The organism is Flavobacterium sp. LPB0248 (genome assembly GCF_013388355.1).
In the GTDB taxonomy this organism is placed as follows: Bacteria; Bacteroidota; Bacteroidia; order Flavobacteriales; family Flavobacteriaceae; genus Flavobacterium.
The window spans coordinates 83,597-103,682 of the sequence record NZ_CP058246.1 but is presented as its reverse complement, the minus strand read 5'-3'; the positions used below and the strand labels follow the sequence as shown (position 1 = coordinate 103,682).

10 protein-coding genes are annotated in these 20,086 nt (G+C 40.6%); all 10 read left to right on the top strand.

Annotation, left to right across the window (positions count from 1 at the left end):
• Positions 1-72 precede the first annotated feature (72 nt).
• The 10 genes from LPB248_RS00380 to LPB248_RS00340 all read left to right on the top strand — a co-directional run bounded on the left by LPB248_RS00380 (position 73) and on the right by LPB248_RS00340 (position 19,995).
• Positions 73-3,207 (top strand): glycoside hydrolase family 2 TIM barrel-domain containing protein, encoded by a 3,135-nt coding sequence (locus LPB248_RS00380; RefSeq protein WP_177209643.1) that lies wholly within the window; start codon positions 73-75, stop codon positions 3,205-3,207.
• Between the two features lie 419 nt (positions 3,208-3,626).
• On the top strand, positions 3,627-3,791 hold the full coding sequence (locus LPB248_RS00375) for a hypothetical protein (RefSeq protein WP_177209642.1): 165 nt from the start codon (positions 3,627-3,629) through the stop codon (positions 3,789-3,791).
• A 38-nt stretch (positions 3,792-3,829) separates the two neighbouring features.
• Complete coding sequence (locus tag LPB248_RS00370; RefSeq protein ID WP_177209641.1) at positions 3,830-6,121, top strand: FAD-dependent oxidoreductase; 2,292 nt, start codon at positions 3,830-3,832, stop codon at positions 6,119-6,121.
• A 40-nt stretch (positions 6,122-6,161) separates the two neighbouring features.
• Positions 6,162-9,176: a SusC/RagA family TonB-linked outer membrane protein gene (locus LPB248_RS00365; RefSeq protein ID WP_177209640.1), complete on the top strand. Its 3,015-nt coding sequence runs from the start codon at positions 6,162-6,164 to the stop codon at positions 9,174-9,176.
• A gap of 12 nt (positions 9,177-9,188) precedes the next feature.
• The gene (locus LPB248_RS00360; protein WP_177209639.1) at positions 9,189-10,847 is read left to right on the top strand and encodes a RagB/SusD family nutrient uptake outer membrane protein; all 1,659 of its coding nucleotides are present in this window, start codon (positions 9,189-9,191) and stop codon (positions 10,845-10,847) included.
• A 164-nt stretch (positions 10,848-11,011) separates the two neighbouring features.
• Complete coding sequence (locus tag LPB248_RS00355; protein ID WP_177209638.1) at positions 11,012-13,138, top strand: cellulase N-terminal Ig-like domain-containing protein; 2,127 nt, start codon at positions 11,012-11,014, stop codon at positions 13,136-13,138.
• Positions 13,139-13,326: 188 nt separating this feature from the next.
• Positions 13,327-14,733, top strand: coding sequence for a glycoside hydrolase family 2 TIM barrel-domain containing protein (locus LPB248_RS17015; RefSeq protein WP_218279843.1), 1,407 nt, complete (start codon positions 13,327-13,329; stop codon positions 14,731-14,733).
• 80 nt (positions 14,734-14,813) lie between these two features.
• Complete coding sequence (locus LPB248_RS17010) at positions 14,814-16,139, top strand: DUF4982 domain-containing protein (RefSeq protein WP_218279842.1); 1,326 nt, start codon at positions 14,814-14,816, stop codon at positions 16,137-16,139.
• A gap of 79 nt (positions 16,140-16,218) precedes the next feature.
• Entirely contained in the window at positions 16,219-17,556 is a 1,338-nt protein-coding gene (locus tag LPB248_RS00345; protein WP_177209637.1) for a family 16 glycosylhydrolase, read from the top strand.
• Between the two features lie 99 nt (positions 17,557-17,655).
• Positions 17,656-19,995, top strand: coding sequence for a glycosyl hydrolase family 95 catalytic domain-containing protein (locus LPB248_RS00340; protein WP_177209636.1), 2,340 nt, complete (start codon positions 17,656-17,658; stop codon positions 19,993-19,995).
• Positions 19,996-20,086 lie beyond the last annotated feature (91 nt).

The following is a 20,086-nucleotide window of genomic DNA, read 5'->3' as shown; positions in this document are numbered from 1 at the left end:
AAGTGCCAACCTATTAAATTAAAGGCTTAAAGAATGATAAATTTTGATGATGCATTTTAGAAAATATTTTATATGAAAAAAAATACAATTTTAACCTATATTTTGGCACTTTCTTCATTGGTTGTTAATGCACAGGAAAAGACCACAAGCAATGATTGGGAGAATCCTGCCGTCTTTGAGATCAATCGTGAATCAGCACGTGCCACATTCTTGCCGTATGCAGACGAATCATCTGCAATAGCCGATCAATACACTCGATCACCATGGTATTTATCTCTGGACGGGCAATGGAAATTTAACTGGGCTCCCACACCTGATCAGCGGCCAAAAGATTTCTTTAAAACTGACTTTAATACGGCCAATTGGAAAGAAATTAAGGTTCCTTCCAACTGGGAATTAATGGGGTATGGCATTCCTGTTTATAGCAATATAATCTATCCATTTGTTAAAAATCCACCGTTCATAGACCATGCAGATAATCCAGTGGGATCTTATAAACGTACTTTTGAGTTACCTGAAAATTGGAGCGCGCGTCGTGTTTACCTGCATTTTGAAGCAGGAACTTCCGCGATGTATATTTGGGTAAACGGACAAAAAGTGGGATATAGCGAGAATACTAAGAGCCCAACTGAGTTTGATATAACAAAATACGTAAAGGCTGGTAAAAATCAGGTAGCTGTTGAGGTGTATCGCTGGAGCGATGGCTCATATTTAGAAGATCAGGATTTTTGGCGTTTGTCCGGAATTGATCGCAGTGTCTATCTTTATAGCACCTCTGATACCCGCATAGCAGATTTCTTTGCACGTCCCGATCTTGATTCTTCATATAAAAATGGAAGTTTATCTGTGGATGTTACCTTAAAGAACATGAATGCAGTGGCGAAAGACAATCAGACTATCGAGGCTAAATTAGTCGATGCAGCAGGAAAAGAAGTCTTTAAAAGAAGCATAAAAATAAATTTAGGAGCCAATTCAACACAATCTGCCACTATAACGCAAAAGATCGCCAAACCTAAATTATGGAGCAATGAAACTCCCAATTTATATACTTTACTGCTTACACTCAAAGATGGGAAAGGAAAGTTTATTGAAACGGTTGCAACCCCAATTGGCTTTAGAAAAGTGGAATTAAAGGACGGGAAGCTGCTAGTCAACGGTATCCGCATTATGGTTCATGGTGTCAATATTCACGAGCATAATCCCAAGACGGGGCATTACCAGGATGAAGAGACAATGATGAAAGATATCAGATTGATGAAACAATTAAATATAAATGCGGTACGCTGCAGCCATTATCCAAATAATTTACTGTGGGTGAAATTATGCAACAAATATGGTTTGTTTTTAGTGGATGAAGCCAATATCGAAACTCATGGAATGGGAGCTGAATTACAGGGAGCTTTTGATAAAAGCAAACATCCGGCGTATCTGCCACAATGGAAACCAGCCCATATGGATCGTATTTACAGCTTAGTTGAACGTGATAAAAATCAGCCTTCTGTTATTCTTTGGTCATTAGGAAATGAATGCGGAAACGGACCTGTTTTTCACGAGGCTTACAATTGGGTGAAAAATAGAGATAAAACCAGGCTGGTCCAATTCGAACAAGCCGGAGAACAGGAAAATACAGATGTGGTGTGCCCTATGTATCCCACTATGAACTATATGAGGGAGTATGCCAAACGTAAAGATGTAAAACGCCCCTTTATCATGTGTGAATATGCGCACTCGATGGGAAATAGCAATGGTAATTTTCAGGAATATTGGGATGTTATACGCAGCAGTAAAAACATGCAGGGTGGATTTATTTGGGATTGGGTAGATCAAGGATTTGAGGCAACTGATGAAGTGGGACGAAAATATTGGGCCTATGGCGGTGATTTGGGCGGCCAGAATTATACCAATGATGAGAACGGCTGCAATGATGGATTAGTTTGGCCTGATCGTACGCCGCATCCCGGCGCTTTTGAAATAAAAAAAGTATATCAGGACATTCTTTTCACAGGTGTTGATTTGGCAAAAGGAATTATTGAGGTGGAAAATGGATTTGGCTATACCAATCTAAAGGAATATCTTTTTAAATATGAAGTCTTAAAAAATGGAGTGCTTATTAAAACGGGCACCATTGGCATTGACCTTGCGCCGCAATCTAAAAAACAGATTCAGATCGAGCTGCCAAAAATAACGGCCGAAGATGGGGTCGAGCATCTTTTAAATATTTATGCCCATACAAAATACGGAAGTGAAATTTTACCTCAAAATTTTGAAATTGCCAGGGAGCAATTTCCAATAGGCAATGGAAATTATTTTGCCAAATCTGCGGTTCAAAGTGGAAAACCAATGGTTGTCGAGACCAAAGATCTGATCACTTTAAGTGCTGCCGGAGTTGAGGTGGCAATAGATAAAAAAACGGGTTTAATGAAACAATACAAAGCCAACGGGGAGTACTATTTCAATCAAATGCCGATTCCTAATTTTTGGCGTGCGCCTACAGATAATGATTTTGGCAACAATATGCCTATAGCCAGCAATGTATGGAGAGCTGTTGGCAGATTCAGCAGTTTGGATGCAATTGAAGTTAAGCAGGAATCTGATAAAGTAAGCGTAGTTGCGAAACTGTTCTTAAAAGAAGTAGCCTCTGTTTACACTATTACATACAGCATGAATTCTGATGGGAGTCTGTCTATGACAAATTCATTCAAGGCAGGAAGCAATGAATTGCCGGAAATGCCTCGTTTTGGGATGCTGTTCTCACTTAAGAAAGAACTGGATAATTTCTCCTATTATGGAAGGGGGCCTTGGGAAAACTATCAGGATAGAAACAGTGCTGCTTTGAAAGGAATTTACCAAAGTAATGTAGCTGACCAGTATGTGCCTTATAGCCGCCCTCAAGAGAATGGATACAAAACAGATGTTCGCTGGTTATCGCTGGCCACTAATTCAGGAAATGGCATTGAGATAGAAGGTTTGCAGCCATTAAGCGTAAGTGCCTTGCATTATTATCCGGAGGATTTTGATCCGGGTCTGACAAAAAAATACCGTCATACGAATGACATCATGCCACGAAATGAAGTAATAGTCTGTGTTGATTTAGCACAAAGAGGTCTTGGCGGGGATACGAGCTGGGGAGCCTTGCCGCATGGACAGTACCAATTAAAGAATAAGGAATATAGCTATGGGTTTGTTATAAAAGCTAAAAAGAATTAATGGGGCTGCGGGAGGTTTAAGCTCAGGGGTAATTTTTTTATCCTAATTAAGGAGTGTACAATTTTGTATCATCAAGCATTGGTTTTGTTTATTTTGCCGCAAGACAAATTTACTTAATCTTTACTTTTTTTTGAAGTTCTGGAGAGTAAATCCAATCCGGGTTTTGTTCTGTAGATTCTTATTAAGGCGCAATATCAGCTTGTGTTTTGAACGTTTTGATGGTGATTAGTTTTAAATTATCCTTATTGTTGATGCAAATCAACAATAAGGATTTTTTTGTTTTGCGGAACCGCTCTCTTTTGCTGATGGCGAATTCTTTTCCCTGATATTTTAGTGGATATTTATTTTAATGGGATTCTTTTTTTGCTATTGAAAAAAAAATATGGTTTTGTTTTGTTATTATAAAAAATGTCATATATTTGAAAACCAAACCAAACCAGACCAGACCAAAGCAGTACAGATCAGGTCAGGCTAGATTAGCCGTGAAGTTGCTTTATAATGCAGGTTTGCTTCATTCTGTCCCTGCAATTGGTTCTGGAGAGAGGCCTTTAGCCGATAAATATGGAGATTACTTGTATCAATGAGACAAGATCTAAAAAGAAATACTCAAAAAATAAATTACATGTTAAAAGAAGATTTTAGTGAACCTGCAAGAATAAATAAAACTATCAGTACTAAATCAGATCTGGTTGTTGTAGGCGGGGGATTAGCTGGGCTTTGCTGTGCAATAGCTGCCGCTCGAGGCGGAATATCGGTGACATTAGTCCAAGATAGGCCCGTGTTGGGGGGCAATGCATCGAGTGAAGTGCGATTGTGGACTCTGGGGGCTACATCCCACATGGGCAATAATAACAGATGGTCTCGAGAAGGGGGCATAATTGACGAGATTTTGGTGGAGAATATGTATCGGAATAAAGAAGGGAATACCTTGATTTTTGATGCCATACTACTTGAGAAAGTAAAGAATGAAAAAAATATTACCCTTTTATTGAATACTTCGGTGTATGAAGTTAAGAAAGCTGATCCAGCCACAATTAGCCAGGTTATTGGTTTTTGCAGTCAAAATTCAACCACATATATATTAAATGCTGATCTGTTTTGTGATGCTTCAGGTGATGGAATTGTTGGATTTCAGGCAGGTGCCGCCTTTAGAATGGGAGCAGAAAGTGCAGAGGAATTTGGTGAAAAATTTGCGCCGGATATCTCCTATGGAGAATTACTGGGGCATACAATCTATTTTTATAGTAAAAACGTTGGTGCTCCGGTAAAATATGTCGCTCCTGAATTTGCTTTGAAGGATATAACAAAAATTCCACGTTTTAAAGATATTAATGATAAGGATTTCGGCTGCAGATTATGGTGGTTAGAATATGGAGGCAGGAAAGACACCATACATGAATCGGAAGATATTAAATGGGAATTATGGAAAGTAGTATATGGCGTTTGGGATTATATTAAAAACTCTGGTGATTTTCCCGATGCCGAAAATTTGACCTTAGAGTGGGTAGGGACAATTCCCGGTAAACGTGAAAGCAGACGTTTTGAAGGATTGTATATGATAAAGCAACAGGATATTGTGGAACAGAGATTGTTTGAAGATGCGGTTTCTTTTGGCGGATGGGCTGTTGATTTACATCCGGCAGATGGGGTTTATGATACCAAACCAGGGTGCACACAATACCATTCCAAAGGGGTATATCAGATTCCACTGCGCTCGATGATCAGTAAAAATATTGCCAATTTGTTTTTGGCAGGAAGGATTATAAGCGCAACACATGTAGCTTTTGGTTCTACAAGAGTGATGGCAACTTGTGGACATGCAGGTCAGGCAGCTGGTTTTGCAGCAGCTCAGTGTCTTAAAAATAATATATTACCTGCTCATTTAATGGAGCAGAATCAAATAAAACGGCTACAGCAAACTTTAAGCTTAAATGGTCAGAGCATACCTGAGATACCAATTAGTCAGGAATTTAATTTGGCCAGTAAAGCAAAAATAAAAGTTTCCAGCGAGCTGGTTCTGGATCGTTTAAGGCCAAACGGACAATGGAGAAAATTGGATATTAGTGCAGCTCAGTTATTACCCTTAGAATCCAAGAAAAGATATAGTTTTAAATTTGACTTTTCGGCAATAGAGGATACCTCTATCACAGTGCAGCTCAGGATATCCGGACGCTTAGGCTATTACTCACCAGATACCATCTTAGAGAGTAAAAATATAAAACTTGCAGCTGGAGAACAGGAAATAGCGTTTGATTTTGAAACCGCACTGGAAAAAGACCAATATGCCTTTATCACTTTTCTAAAAAACGCAAAAGTTTCGTACAGAACTTCGGAAGATCGGCTAACAGGAATACTTTCTTTGTTTAATGGTAAAAACAAAGCGGTTAATAACAATGGAAAACAGGATCCGCCAATTGATTCAGGTTTAGACGCTTTTGAATTCTGGATACCAATGAGGCGTCCTGATGGACAAAATTTGGCATTTTCAGTCCAGCCTGCTTTAAAAGCTTTCCCAAAAGAAAATGTAGTTAATGGTTTTGTAAGGCCCTACTTAAAAGCCAATGCCTGGGCTGCAGATTTCTTAGATCAGAATCCATTGGTTTCTCTTAGCTGGGACTGCGTGCAGACCATAAGTGAGATAAAATTGTTTTTTGATACTGATTACGATCATCCCATGGAATCTTCTCTTATGGGACATCCGGAAGATGTAATTCCATTTTGCGCAAGAAATCTTAAAATTTCAGATGCAGATGGGAATGTCCTGTATACCATTGGAAATAATTATCAAACGATAGTTACCCATAAGTTTGATTCCCCCATTTCAACACAAGGCTTAATCATAGAATTTGAGCCTCTCTCGGATACCACTCCGGTAGCACTCTTTGAAATTCAAATTTTTAATCAAATGAAATAAACTTAATAATTTAAACTAATTAACTAACCAAACCAAAAAAATGAATAAAATTAAACTACTGTTTTTGACACTGTTTATCTGTCAAATTGGATTCTCTCAACAAACCTCTGTTTCAGGAGCTGTTTTGGATCAAAATAAACTGCCCATTGCAGGGGCTAGTGTTCTGGTAAAAGGTACAAATAAAGGTACTATGACGGATTTTGATGGAAAGTTTTCTATCAATTTAGCGCAGGGAGAAAGAATCATTGAAATCTCTTCTCTTGGATTTGTTAAACAAGAATTTAAGGTTACATCAAATGCTGAAATAAAGGTAACACTTAAGGAGGATGTTTCAAAATTAAATGAAGTGGTCGTAGTGGGGTACGGAACTCAGAAGGTAAAGGATATAACCGGTTCTGTTGCTGTACTGGACGGTTCGGCAATAGAATCTAAAAAAACAGTACAAGTCTCAACGGCTTTACAGGGTTCAATACCGGGTGTTTCTGTTTCAAGGAGTTCCGGAAGGCCGGGTTCGTCTGCCACTATCTTAATTAGAGGCATTACCTCTTTGGGGGATTCTTCTCCTTTGGTACTCATAGACGGAGTGCCAGGCGGAATTGATGATGTTAATGCTGACGATATTCAGAGTATGTCTGTTTTAAAAGATGCGGCCGCAGCGGCTATTTATGGATCCAGAGCTGCTGCAGGAGTAATATTAATCACCACTAAACGAGCAAAGGACGGTAAGGCAACTTTATCCTATAGTGTAGATTCAGGGTTTCAAATAATTGGGAAGCTGCCTCAGTTTGCTGATGCTAAAACCTATATGAGCTACTATAACCAAATGCGAATCAACGATGGGCAGACCCCTACCTATACACAGGATTACATTGATAATTATTACGCAAACAATGCCTTGAACCCTGATGCTTACCCCAATACCAATTGGAATAAATCTTTTTTCAATGAGAGTGCCTTACAGACAAGGCATAATTTGTCGATGTCAGTGGGATCGGAGAAACTGAAATCTAACGCATCGGTTAATTGGATTGAGCAGGCATCCCTAACACCCAATAACAATTATAAAAGATTAAATTTAAGATTGAACAACAATTATTCCTTTTCTGATAAAGTATCAGCAATTTTTGATGTTAACTATAAAAGATCAATGAAAAGAAGTCCTTCTCAGTCAACGGATGATATATTAGGGGTCTATAGAATAGCGCCTATATGGGATGATTATTATCAGGATGGTCGTTACGCACCGGGACGAAACGGGGAAAATCCACTCGGATTTGCAAATGAAGGAGGAAATTTAGATGGTGTGTATAATGTTTTGGGAGCTAGAATGGGACTTGAATTTGAACCCATAAAAAGATTGAAACTAAGGGCAATTATAGCGCCAACCCTTGGTTTTGACAGGGAGACAAATTTTAGAAAAGTGATTGAATATACCGATGTTTCTGATCCTACTCAGGTTATTTTCAGAGCAGGAGGAACTGTAAATACCCTTAGAGAAAAAAGCGTTAACGATGAAACACTCAATATCCAGGCAACTGCAAATTATGATTTTACATTCAAAGAGAACAAATTTGAGTTTTTGGCCGGTTTTGAGGATAACAGAGAAAGGACAGAAGAATTAATACTGGGAAGGGACGGATATTTGTTTCCTGATTATACTTTAATAAATTCAGGTTCACAAGCCATTCAAACTACAAGTGGTTCTGCCTCTGAAACTGCTCTTCGATCTTATTTCGGACGCATAGCTTATAATTTTAAAGACAAATATCATCTTCAGGTTAATGGACGTTATGATGGATCATCTCGTTTTGCCGCTGATTACCGCTGGGGATTCTTTCCATCAATTGCCGCTGGATGGACAGTATCTGAGGAGCCTTTTGCCAAAAAGATTTTAGGAGATAATTATCTGAAAATAAGAGGATCATGGGGTAAGTTAGGCAATCAAAAAATAAGTTATAATAGTTATCCCTATGTTTCATCCGTTACATTAGGCAATAGCCTGTTCTATGACAATGGAGTTATTAAATCTTTGGCAACAGGTGATGTGAGAACCTTAAATATCGAAGACTTGTCATGGGAAACAACCGAATCCTACAATTTAGGTATTGATTTAAAATTATTTCGAGACAGATTAGGAATTACAGGCGAAGCTTATAAAAAAAACACCTATGATTTATTGCGCTCAATTCCAATACTTTCCTATATAGGTTTAAGTCCATCACCACAGAATGTTGCAGAAATAGAGACCTACGGATGGGAATTAGGATTAAGATGGAGAGATAAAGTAGGTGAATTTAAATATCATATAGACGCTAATGTTTCGGACAGTAAAACTAAGGTAGTGGATTTGAAGGGAACAAAAAGTTTAGGTGATAAAGCATTACTTGAAGGTCAGGAATATGAAGTGTATTATGGTTATAAATCGTTAGGATTTTTAACTCAAAACGATTTAGATAATAAAGTTGCACTAGTTAACGGAACCGAGAGACCCGGTGATATGCGCTATGAGGATATTAGTGGACCAATGGGGGTTCCAGATGGGAAAATAACGGGAGATGACAGGGTCCCTTTAAAAAGCTCTACTCCGCATTACGTTTACGGAGGAAATATTGGTTTTGATTACAAAAATTTTGATTTTAATGCTTCATTTCAAGGTGTTGGAAAACAAACACGATATTATTCAAGTTTTATGGTGAGGCCTTTTTTGTATAGTACAGGTAATGTTCCATTAGATGTGGTTGGAAATACGTGGACCCCTGAGAATCCTAATGCCAAATATCCCCGATTGACAGATAAAAACGGAGAAATAAATTACAGATTATCAGATTATTGGCTGCGAACAGCCAGTTATTTCAGGATTTCAAATATAACCATAGGCTATACATTACCTAAAGAGGTGATCAAGAGTATTGGTTTGTCCAGTATTAGAATATATGCTACTGGAACTGATGTACTGCTTTTAACAAAATTTCCAAAGGGCTTTGACCCGGAAATTAATGTAGTTGAATCACCAATTAGCAGTACTTATTTATTAGGATTAGATGTTAAATTTTAAAACAGACTTAAAATGAAAAAATATTTAAATAAACTGGTTGTTCTAGTTGTAATTCTGGCAGTAGTTTCTTGTGATAATCTGGATCGTTTTCCTTTAGATAATCCTAGTTCAAAGACTTTTTTCTCCAATCAGGTGGAAATGGAAACTGCTGTAAACAGATTGTATACAGCCGCGTTTTTTGAGAAGGATAGTGAGCGATGGGGAGATAACGAATGGAGTCGTTCACCCAATGGTAATAATTTTTTAGCAGGTACCAATACATCACAAAGCACTGACTTTTCGGGTGCTTGGTCAAATTCGTATACCGCTGTAAATAGAGCTAATGTGATTTTGGAGAACATAGATAAACCAAATGATTATAAAGCTGGTGTTAAAGATCGTATTGAGGGAGAAGCTAAGTTTACAAGGGCCTATAATTATGCGCTGCTGGCGATCAGGTTTAAAAACGTCCCCCTGATATTGAGGTCAATTTCTACCAGTGAAGCTTTGAATGTTGCGCAATCTCCACAGGAAGAGGTTCTTAATTTTGTGTTTCAGGATCTGGATGATGCTATTGCTTTATTACCGGAGTCCTATAGTGGCGTTCAGCGCATAACTAAAGGAGCTGCCCTGGCACTAAAGGCCAGAATAGCACTTTATACAAAACGTTATGCAGTTGCTGCAGCAGCAGCCAAACAAATTATGGATGCCAAAAGATACGAGCTATATCCATCCTATAGAGATTTATTCCTGGCACCGGGACAAACCAGTAAAGAGATTGTATTTAGCCTGCCGCGTTCGCTGACTTTTGCTGTTACTTATGATGTTCAGTACGATATTTCCAGACTGGCAGGAGGGTATGCATCCAATATACCAGTGATTTCACTGATAGATAGTTTCGAGTGCACTGACGGATTAACAATTGATAAGTCGCCTCTATACAATGTAAACCAACCCTTTGAGAACAGGGATCCCCGATTAAGAGCATCGATTGTCGTTCCGGGAGATCAATGGCTGGGATACGTTTTTAACAGCAGGCCAAGTGCGGCGCAAACAATAAGGTTATCAGATAATAAATTAATTAGTAATCAGGATAGTCAGGCAGTTAATGCTTTTCCTAGTTTTACAGGTTTATTAAAAAAGAAAGGAATTCCAAATGACCCTGCCATTAACTGGAAAAGCCAGGATTTTGATTACATTCTTATTCGCTATGCAGAGGTATTATTAACCTATGCAGAGGCAAAAATAGAACTCAATGAAATAGATCAAACCGTGCTGGATGCAATCAACACCGTTAGGGCCAGGGCATATGGGGTCAGTTTAAGCAATACATCAAATTACCCTGCCTTGACAAGCACCAATCAATCTGAATTAAGACGATCTCTTAGAAGAGAAAGACGTGTTGAATTTTGTTTTGAAGGCTTGCGTTATCGCGATATTCTGCGCTGGGAAATTGCACCGGAAGTTTTTAACAAAAGTATATATGGTTATCCGAAAACGGAAACTCCCGGATGGCCGATAGGGGGCGTTCCCACATTTGATGAAAATGATATCCCAAATTACTCGGCATTTGGATCTAATTTGAACATTATATACACCACAGTTTTTGATCCTCAAAAGCATTATTTATGGGCGATACCATTCGGAGAATTTACCATTAACAATAAATTGCAGCAGAACCCCGGTTACTAATTCAGGACCATTAAAAACCTGTTCATCATAATGGGCAGGTTTTAAAACTATATGCAGGGTTTTTAAAATAGAAGCAATAATGACTGAGATGGAACTTCGATTAAAGACACGGGCATTTAGAAAAAATATCTGAAAAAAATAAGCGCAAATGCTATAAAAAACAAATGAAAAAAATAATAATAGCAGGGAGTTTTTTGTTTTCCTGTATCAGTATTAATGCTCAAACCTATGTGAATTATGCTCAGGGAAAAGCTATTGAAATAACTCCTCAAAATGTTAAAGATGCAGGGATCCTGGTTGATGGTAATCTTTCAACCGGTTCTTTGAAAATTAATCCCAAGGGTGAACAATGTGTCATTGAAGTAAATCTGACAGCTGAATTCAAGATAGGGGGAGTGCATCTTTATTTCGATGATAAGGGAATTTTACCTGTTCGTAATTTTCAGATTCAGTATAAAGCCGGCACGCAATGGCTTGCGATTGCAGAGGCAGTTATCAAAGATAATTTTAGCAGTGAAAGAAGCATTGTCTTTAAAGAACCTATCGCAATGAGTGCTATCCGTATCGTTACCGCTAATGAGACTGTTTTTGGATTACTTGAATGGCAGGTTTGGGGGACTGATGTCCCTAAAATGCCCTGCCAGATCGAAAAAGAGGTGTCAAAACCATTTGTAGCCAGTGAGCACTGGATTTGTGTTAACCAGATGGGCTACAATTTAGGGGCGCCAAAAAAATTCACTGTACCCACGGCCAAAACGGATTTGCCGTTTTTTATCTGCGATACCAAATCAGGAAAAGTGCTTTACAAAGGCAACTTACGTCATAATAAAGGGGATTTTTCAGATTTTAATCCTCAAGACTCAGCGGGCAGGGAATACTATATTGAATTAGAGGGTGATGGCCTTGGAAAAGCAAAATCTTTTCCATTTGCCATAGGCCAACATGTACTTCAGAATATGTCTTATCAGTCTGCCGTGGATTTTTTTAACGATTCCAGGAGCATTATGGGGAGTCACCGCTCGGCATATGGAGGAACGGCATGGAGAGACGGGACTTATTATACGTACGAGGTACCCTCAATGATTGTTATGTATCTTTCCAACCCTGATTTTTTTGATACGATGCCTGTGACCGTGAACTGGAAAGAGGAAAAAGAAAAAGCCCTTTCAAAAGAGTTTACCTTTATTTCTGATTACAAAGATGACAATCCCATGGAGGAAGTAATAGGGTATTATTCCATGATGCCACCACTGGAAAACCCTAGGACGCCTGATATTATTCAATGCATTAGATACGGGATAGGATGGAATTTAATTCATCCCGTAAGTGAGGATCCCTCAGGTGATGTCCTTGGCAAACAACTGCACAGTCAGACCATCGAGCAATTTGCTTATTTTTTGTACGGGTATCCGGCATATAAAAAATATATTGGACAGGAATTCTATCAAAGGGTCTTGGATTCCACTTTAAAATGGTGGGATAAATCAGGGCTTTTTAAGGTGATTACGGATGTAGGGGACCCAAAAGGGCGTCATGCACCCGGACATTCCATTATGCCCAATTTAATGATGTACGAGGTGGCCAGGAGAGAAAAGCTGGCCAATGCGGATGATTATTTAAAAGCAGCTCAGGCACAGACCCAATGGATCATTGAAAATGCCGATTGGAATAATCCTGCCTTTACAAAAGGACAGCGTATGAGTGAGCATAAAACCATAAACGGATTGGCGCACTTTCAGTATAATTATCCCCAATTGGCCCCGGTTGGGTTAAAACAAAAATTAGTGGATTGGGCCAGGCAAGTAGTGTCACTCTCGGATAATATGTGGGACTTTAGAAAGTTTGACCAGAATACCTGGACGCTTCCAGGATATAATGAAGCGGGTAATGTTATAGGATTTCCTGCCTGTGCTTTATCTGTGGCGATGGTCCTGGACAAAGGGGAACTGAAAGACAGATTAGTTGAATTGTCATACGCGCACTATGATAATTTTATGGGGAGAAACCCCCAAAACTCAAGTGCAGCAAACCATCCGCATTTAGGGTTCACGGGACTTGATAAGGCGTGGCCGTTTCCGGACAAAAGAACTGATGTTTGCGCAAGACTTGAATTGACCCGCGGCTCACTAAGCTCTTTGCCGGGATCCGAAATGTACCCTTTTAATCCAATGGGGCGCCCCAGACATGGAGAAGGCTGGACAGCTTATAATGCATGCTGGAATTTGAGTATCGCCTATTTGAATTTTTTTGAAAACGTATCCGATCCATCTGTTTTATCTAAAATAAAATGAATGGTATAAAGCCATTTTTACCCGACTAAAAATTAACAGTAAAAATGAATCTGGCGCAACAAGACCAGAGATCAGTATACTTTCTGATATGTTTTTAAACAAGACTTTTAACCTAGAGAATCAACAAACAAACTAAGAAGATATTTATTATGTTCATAAACAGGAATTTAGTATTTAAAGCTAGTACTATGAAATTCATTACAATCATATTTTTTTCCCTTTTGAGTTTATCGGGCTTCTCGCAATTAAGCCCTTCTTCGAATTATCGGGAAAAGCTTTCTTTGGACAACGGATGGAGGTTTCATTTGGGAGACATTCCTTTTCCGGAAATTACAGGCCATCAGAAAAGCTACTTAAATGCCAAGGCAGGGAAAGCGGGAGGTGCCGCCGCGACAGATTATGATGATACGCAGTGGAGAATTCTTAATCTGCCTCATGACTGGGCGGTAGAGGGCGGGTTTGATCAGACGGCCAATCTTTCCCAGGGGTATCGCAAACGCGGGATCGGATGGTACCGCCGCAGCTTTAAAATTGACCCCAAAGACAGGGGAAAAAACCTCGAGCTGCAATTTGATGGCATAGCAACGCATTGCACGGTCTGGCTAAACGGAAGTGTTGTACACCGAAACTGGTCGGGATATTCTTCCTTTTACATTGATATAACAGATATGGTCAAATATGGAGATGATTTGAATACCATTTCAATCAGAGTGGATGCTGTTAATCAGGAAGGCTGGTGGTACGAAGGGGCCGGCATCTACCGTCACACCTGGCTTGTCAAACGCTCGCCCTTGCACATTACCACTGATGGCGTATTTGCCCATCCGGTGAAAAAAACAGTCACGCAATGGGAAATACCCGTGGAGGTAACACTTGAGAATAGTGGCGAGCTGGGCTGTGATGCCCGGGTGGTCTCCACTCTTTTTGATCCGCAGGGAAAGGAGCTTGTAAGCGAGCAGCAGGCCGTTCATACAGCATCGCTTGATAAAACCGTAACCCGCCTTAGTCTTAAGACAACTAGTCCCAAATTATGGACTTTGGATACTCCAACACTCTATCGCGTACAGACCAGAGTGGAACAAAACGGGCATGTAATTGATAGCTTGTCCACTTTATGTGGATTCAGAACTATTCGTTTTGATGCAGATTCGGGCTTTTATCTTAATGAAAAGCCTGTTAAACTCCAGGGGGTATGCAATCACCAGGACCATGCAGGTGTAGGGGTCGCTGTTCCCAATTCTTTATGGGATTTCCGCTTAAAGAAACTTAAAGAAATGGGGGCAAATGCGTATCGCTGTGCGCATAACCCGCCCTCGGCCGAGTTTTTAGATGCCTGTGATAGGTTGGGCATTTTGGTGATGGACGAGAATAGAAATTTTAACTCCTCACCCGAGTACATCAGCCAGCTGACCTGGATGGTGCGCCGTGACAGGAATCATCCCAGTATAATTTTATGGTCTGTTTTTAATGAAGAACCTATGCAGGGAACCGAGATAGGCTATAAAATGGTTCGCCGGATGAGCGCCGAGGTGAAGCGATTAGACACCACCCGACCTGTTACCGCAGCAGCCAATGGGGGCTTTTCGAACCTGTAAATGTTTCCCAGGCCGTCGATGTGGTGGGGTTTAACTATCAGATAAGCAATTATGACAGATTCCATAAGGAGAATCCTGAAATGCTCCTGACCAGTTCAGAGGATGCATCTGCACTTATGGTGCGCGGCAGTTATACCACTGACCCTACAAAGCACACTTTAGATTCTTACGATACACAAAAGCCAATCTGGGGATCTACACATCGCAGAGCCTGGAAAGCCATAGCGGAGAGGCCGTTTTTGGCAGGCTGTTTTGTCTGGACAGGTTTTGATTATCGCGGTGAGCCCACTCCTTATGATTGGCCTACGGCGGGTTCTAATTTTGGCATTATGGATTTATGCGGATTTCCAAAAACTGCTTTCTACATCCACCAGGCACAGTGGATTAAGGATAAGCCAATACTTCATCTGGTGCCGCATTGGAACTGGGATGTGAAAGAGGGGACCCCCGTTAAAGTAATGGCGATGAGCAATGCTGAAAAAGTCAAACTTATGCTCAATGGAAAAGTAATAGCAGAGCAGGAGGTGGACAAATATGAAATGAACAGTTGGGAGGTTCCCTACAAGCCGGGAAAATTAGAAGCTATAGGTTATGTAAAGGGAAAAGAAGTTTCCCATTTCAGTGTGGAGACTACAGGGAAAGCCGTGCAGATCAGACTAACTCCGGATCGCAGTAAAATCAATGGAGACGGCTGGGATGCCGTACCTGTAACAGTTGAAGTTTTAGACCGCAAAGGGCGGCCTGTTCAAACGGCCAACCTGCCTATCGAATTTGAATTGCAGGGCGATGCCGCTATAATTGGACTGGGGAACGGCGATCCTAATTCACATGAAATGGAAAAGGGCAGCAGCAGAAGTCTATTCAATGGACTTGCCCAGGTGATCCTGCAAAGCAAAGCTGGAGGGAAAGGCGAATTGCTATTAAAAGCAAACTCTGCGGGCTTAAAATCAGCAGTATTGAAAATTGAGATTGAATCTGTGAAAAATATACCCTCAGTTGCAGTGGAGAAATCCTATATGATATTAGACAAATGGCTTCTCTCACCAATAAGTTCAGTTAAGCCCGATCCAAACAGGGCAATTGAATCAAATGACATGAACAGCTGGCAGCATGTCAGTGCCGGGAAGCTGCGAGTTTTTGCTAATGGAAGTTTTGCAGTTTTCCGTTCGAGCTTTACGCCTTATCTGGCGCAGCAGAATAATGGTGGGAAGCTAATTTTAAAAAGCTTGAGCGGTAAAGCCGAAGTCTGGCTGGATCAAAAACTGCTGGCTGTAAAAAGCGCAGAAGATTCAAGTGATTTTTCGGTGCAGATTCCACCGGGGAAAGGCAAAAGAGAACTGAGCATACTTATTGAAACAAGTTCTGGCAGGCCTGCGGGTTTAGGAGGTTTGGTTACTGTTGAATAAGCGGCGCTTTCTATAAATTCCCTGCTTAGAAACAGGTTATGCAATAGTCTTAAAATAGCAGGTTTAAAGATATATTCTGATGAAAAAAACAGCAAGATTGGCCTTATGGGCTCTGACGTTTTTCTTTGCAGCTAAAACGCATTCCCAGCATGATTCCATTAGATCTTTTGACAGTATGCCAATTGATCATGCCGCCAAAGCAAGAGCATACCAGCTCTTGTTTGAAGACAATTTTTCGAAAGCGGGAAAAATCAGCAAAAAGGATTGGCTGTACCGCAGCAATGTAAAAATGGGTGGAATGAGCCTGCCTGAGAATGTACTGCAGGGCAAGGCTGTGGATGGCAGCGCAAAAGATTGTCTATTAATCAGATTCACTTATGATGGCTCCAGGCCTGAGGGACAGCAGTACTTAGGGGGCGGGGTGGTATCAACTCACAATTTTGGATATGGATATTATGAGGCCAGGGTAAAGCTGTACGGAGGGAATAAAGAAATGGCGGGTCTGCATCAGTCATTTTGGTCCATGGGCCTTACCGGCACAAACGAAGCGGAAGGAAAAGGCGTAAGAGACCGTTTAGTTGAGAAAGGGGTTATCCCAAAAGAAAACAGAGTGCTTGAAGTTGATGGCTTTGAGCATAATTCCATCAGCGATAAACTTGCCCAGAATTATCACATTTATACCCCAACCCATAAAAGTGAAGCGCCGACTCCCGAGAGCATCAATAGAGATTTATCGCAATGGATAACGGTAGCCTATGAATGGCTGCCCGATAGAATTAATTTTTACTGCGATGGGAAATATATTTCAACAAAATATTTGGACGGCATCTGGAAGGTCTATGCTCCCCAAAATTTATGGCTTACTGCCTTACCTGTTGATGTCGCCGGATGGGGCGGTTTGAAAAAACCATTAAAAAATGCGGCAATGCAGGTCGATTATGTGCGGTTTTACGGTAAAGTTTTACCCGGAGTAAACCGAATTGGCAATGCTTGTTTTGATTATGCCAAGGCAGGCAATGCCTATCCAACTGCCTGGATTGTTGATCCCCGAAGCGATAGCAGTGCTGTTGGCGTAGTCCCAGAGGGCATTCCTTTAAAATCCGGTAAAGGCTATCTGTTTTTTAAAGCAGATAAAACCTATAGCGCTTCGGTAAGGCAATCAGTAGAGTTTATACCCGATGGCAGCTATACTTTTGGCGCATGGGTCAAAAGTTCGGGCGGACAAAAAGACGCATCTATCAGCGTCAAAAGCGGAAATAGAAAGCAGGTGGTTCCTCTCAGAGACAGTGCCAGCTGGGTAAAAGTAATAATTCCTAAGGTTAAGGTGTCAAATAATCAGGCCGTTATTGAGATTAGTTGCAAAGGGAGGGCAGGCCAATGGCTAATAGTGGATAATGTAAGTTTTGCCAATGATTAGTTTAAAGTCCAAAAATGAAAATGCCGATTGTGAAGCATCTGGCAGTTTGATCTGTGCAGGTAAAGAATCATTTATAAAATTAAAAAAAAACATAAGCATATGTTATCTGATTTAGAAAAATATCAATTTATTTGCGTATTGAAACACTTTTATTTTCTGGTTTTTGCAACCATGCTGATGGGACCTGCTTTATTAAAAGCTCAGTCCGCTAAAAATGCCCCTTTAGAATTATGGTACAATCAGCCCGCCAACCATTGGGGCGAAGCTTTGCCTTTGGGCAATGGCGCTATTGGAGCAATGGTTTGCGGCGGAGTGGAGAGGGAACATATTTATCTCAATGAATCCAGCGTATGGTCAGGACAGTATCATTTCAATGAAAACAGAGAAATGCCTGAAAAAATTAAGGAGATCAGGAAGCTATTATTTGAAGGGAATTACAATAAGGCCCAGGAAGAGGCTGCAAAATACTGCACTACAGCCAATGATCCCCGTTATGGCAGCTATCAGCCCTTGGGAGATTTATACTTGAATTTTAAAAACATTAAAGGAGCAGTAAAGAATTACAGAAGGAGCTTAAACCTCAATAATGCAACCAGCACTATTGAATTCACCTCAGGTGATGCGGCTTTTAAAAGAGAAACTTTTATCAGTGCGCCTGAAAATGTAATGCTGTTAAGATTAACTTGCGATCAAAAGCAAAAAATTAGTTTTGATATAGAATTAAACCGTGAAAAAGGAGCAGCTACCGTGCTTAAAGGAAAAGACGCCCTTGTGATGCAGGGAACAAATGATTTTGGCGGCTCAAGCTTTTGCAGTGAGTTAAAGGTTATCCCGGTTAACGGATCTGTCGCTTTTGCAAATGGCAAGCTGAGTGTCAGCAATGCTGATGAAGTTTTAATTCTCCTTACTGCTGCCACTGATTTTTGGGGCAAAAACCCTGCGGATCAATGTGACGAAAATATTGCCGCCGCCGCTAAGAAGAGCTACCAGCAGATGCGGGGGGATCACATTAAGGATTACCGCTATTATTTTGACCGCTTAAGTATTGATCTTGGCACATCGTTTAATAATGCGCTGCCGACGGATGAACGTGTTAAAAAAGCCAAGCAAAGCAGCGATAATGAACTTTGCGCTTTGTTTTTTCAGTACGGGCGGTATTTATTGATTTCCAGTTCCCGTCCAGGCGGCCTGCCAGCGAATCTGCAGGGTATCTGGAACAAAGACTTTAAGCCTGCCTGGTTTTCTGATTTCACTATTAACATTAATTTCCAAATGAATTACTGGCCTGCAGAGGCCACTAATTTGTCTGAGCTGACCCAGCCTATGTTCAGTCAGATAGAACGCATGTATCCGGCGGGCAAAAAATCTGCCATGGAACGCTATGGCATGCCTGGCTGGGAAATGTCCATCCGGAGCAATCCCTGGGGGGTAAATGAGCTTAGAGCAAGTGAGAGCTTATTGTTTCAAGATGGTGCGGCCTGGCTGTGCACGCATTTATGGGAGCATTATTTATATACAAATGATAAAGAATTTCTAAAAAAATATTATCCGATCATCAAGGATGCCGCATTATTTTATGACAGTTTTCTAATCAAACACCCCAAGAATGGCAAGTTGGTTTCAGGTCCCTCAGCATCACCCGAAAACAGGTTTATAGGCCCTGACGGTAAAAGCTATTCAGTAGATATGGGCACTACAATGAGCAGCCAGATTGTTTATGATATATTTACCATAACCGCTAAGGCTGCCGGTGTACTGGATGTAGACAAAGCATTTGCTGAGAACCTAATGCAGAAGCGTTCAGAGCTCCTGCCAATGCGCGTTGGATCAAAAGGCCAATTGTTAGAGTGGATGCAGGAATATCCGGAAACCGAACCCCAGCACAGGCATGTTTCGCATTTATATGGATTATTCCCCAGCAATCAGATCTCGCCCGCCACGACACCGGTATTATCAGAGGCCGCTAAAAAGAGTTTAACCCTCAGGGGAGATGGAGGAACCGGCTGGAGCAAAGCGTGGAAAGTCTGCTTTTGGGCAAGGCTGCTTGATGGGGACCATGCCTACAAAATGCTGATGGAGACTTTCAATGAGAGCACTCTGCCAAATTTATTCAATAATCATCCGCCTTTTCAAATTGATGGGAATTTTGGAAATACAGCAGGAATTGCCGAAATGCTGATGCAGAGCCAGAACGAAGAGATTGTTTTACTGCCAGCGTTACCCTCAAAGTGGAAAGAAGGGAGCATTAAAGGACTGGTGAGCCGTGGCGGTTTTATTGTTGATCTTTTCTGGAAAAATAACAGACTAGAGAAAGTCAGCATTTTCTCTAAAAATGGAGAGGATTGCAAAGTCAGATACGGTGAGAGAACCCTGAGGTTTTCTACAGTTAAAGATCAAGAGTATCATTTTGATCAAAATTTAATATCTCAGATTAGATAAAACAAGACTAAATTTATGCAATTGAGAAGTAATTACCGCACCGATGTAAGGCAGATCTTATAAATACAACTCCAAGAGCGATTAACACGTG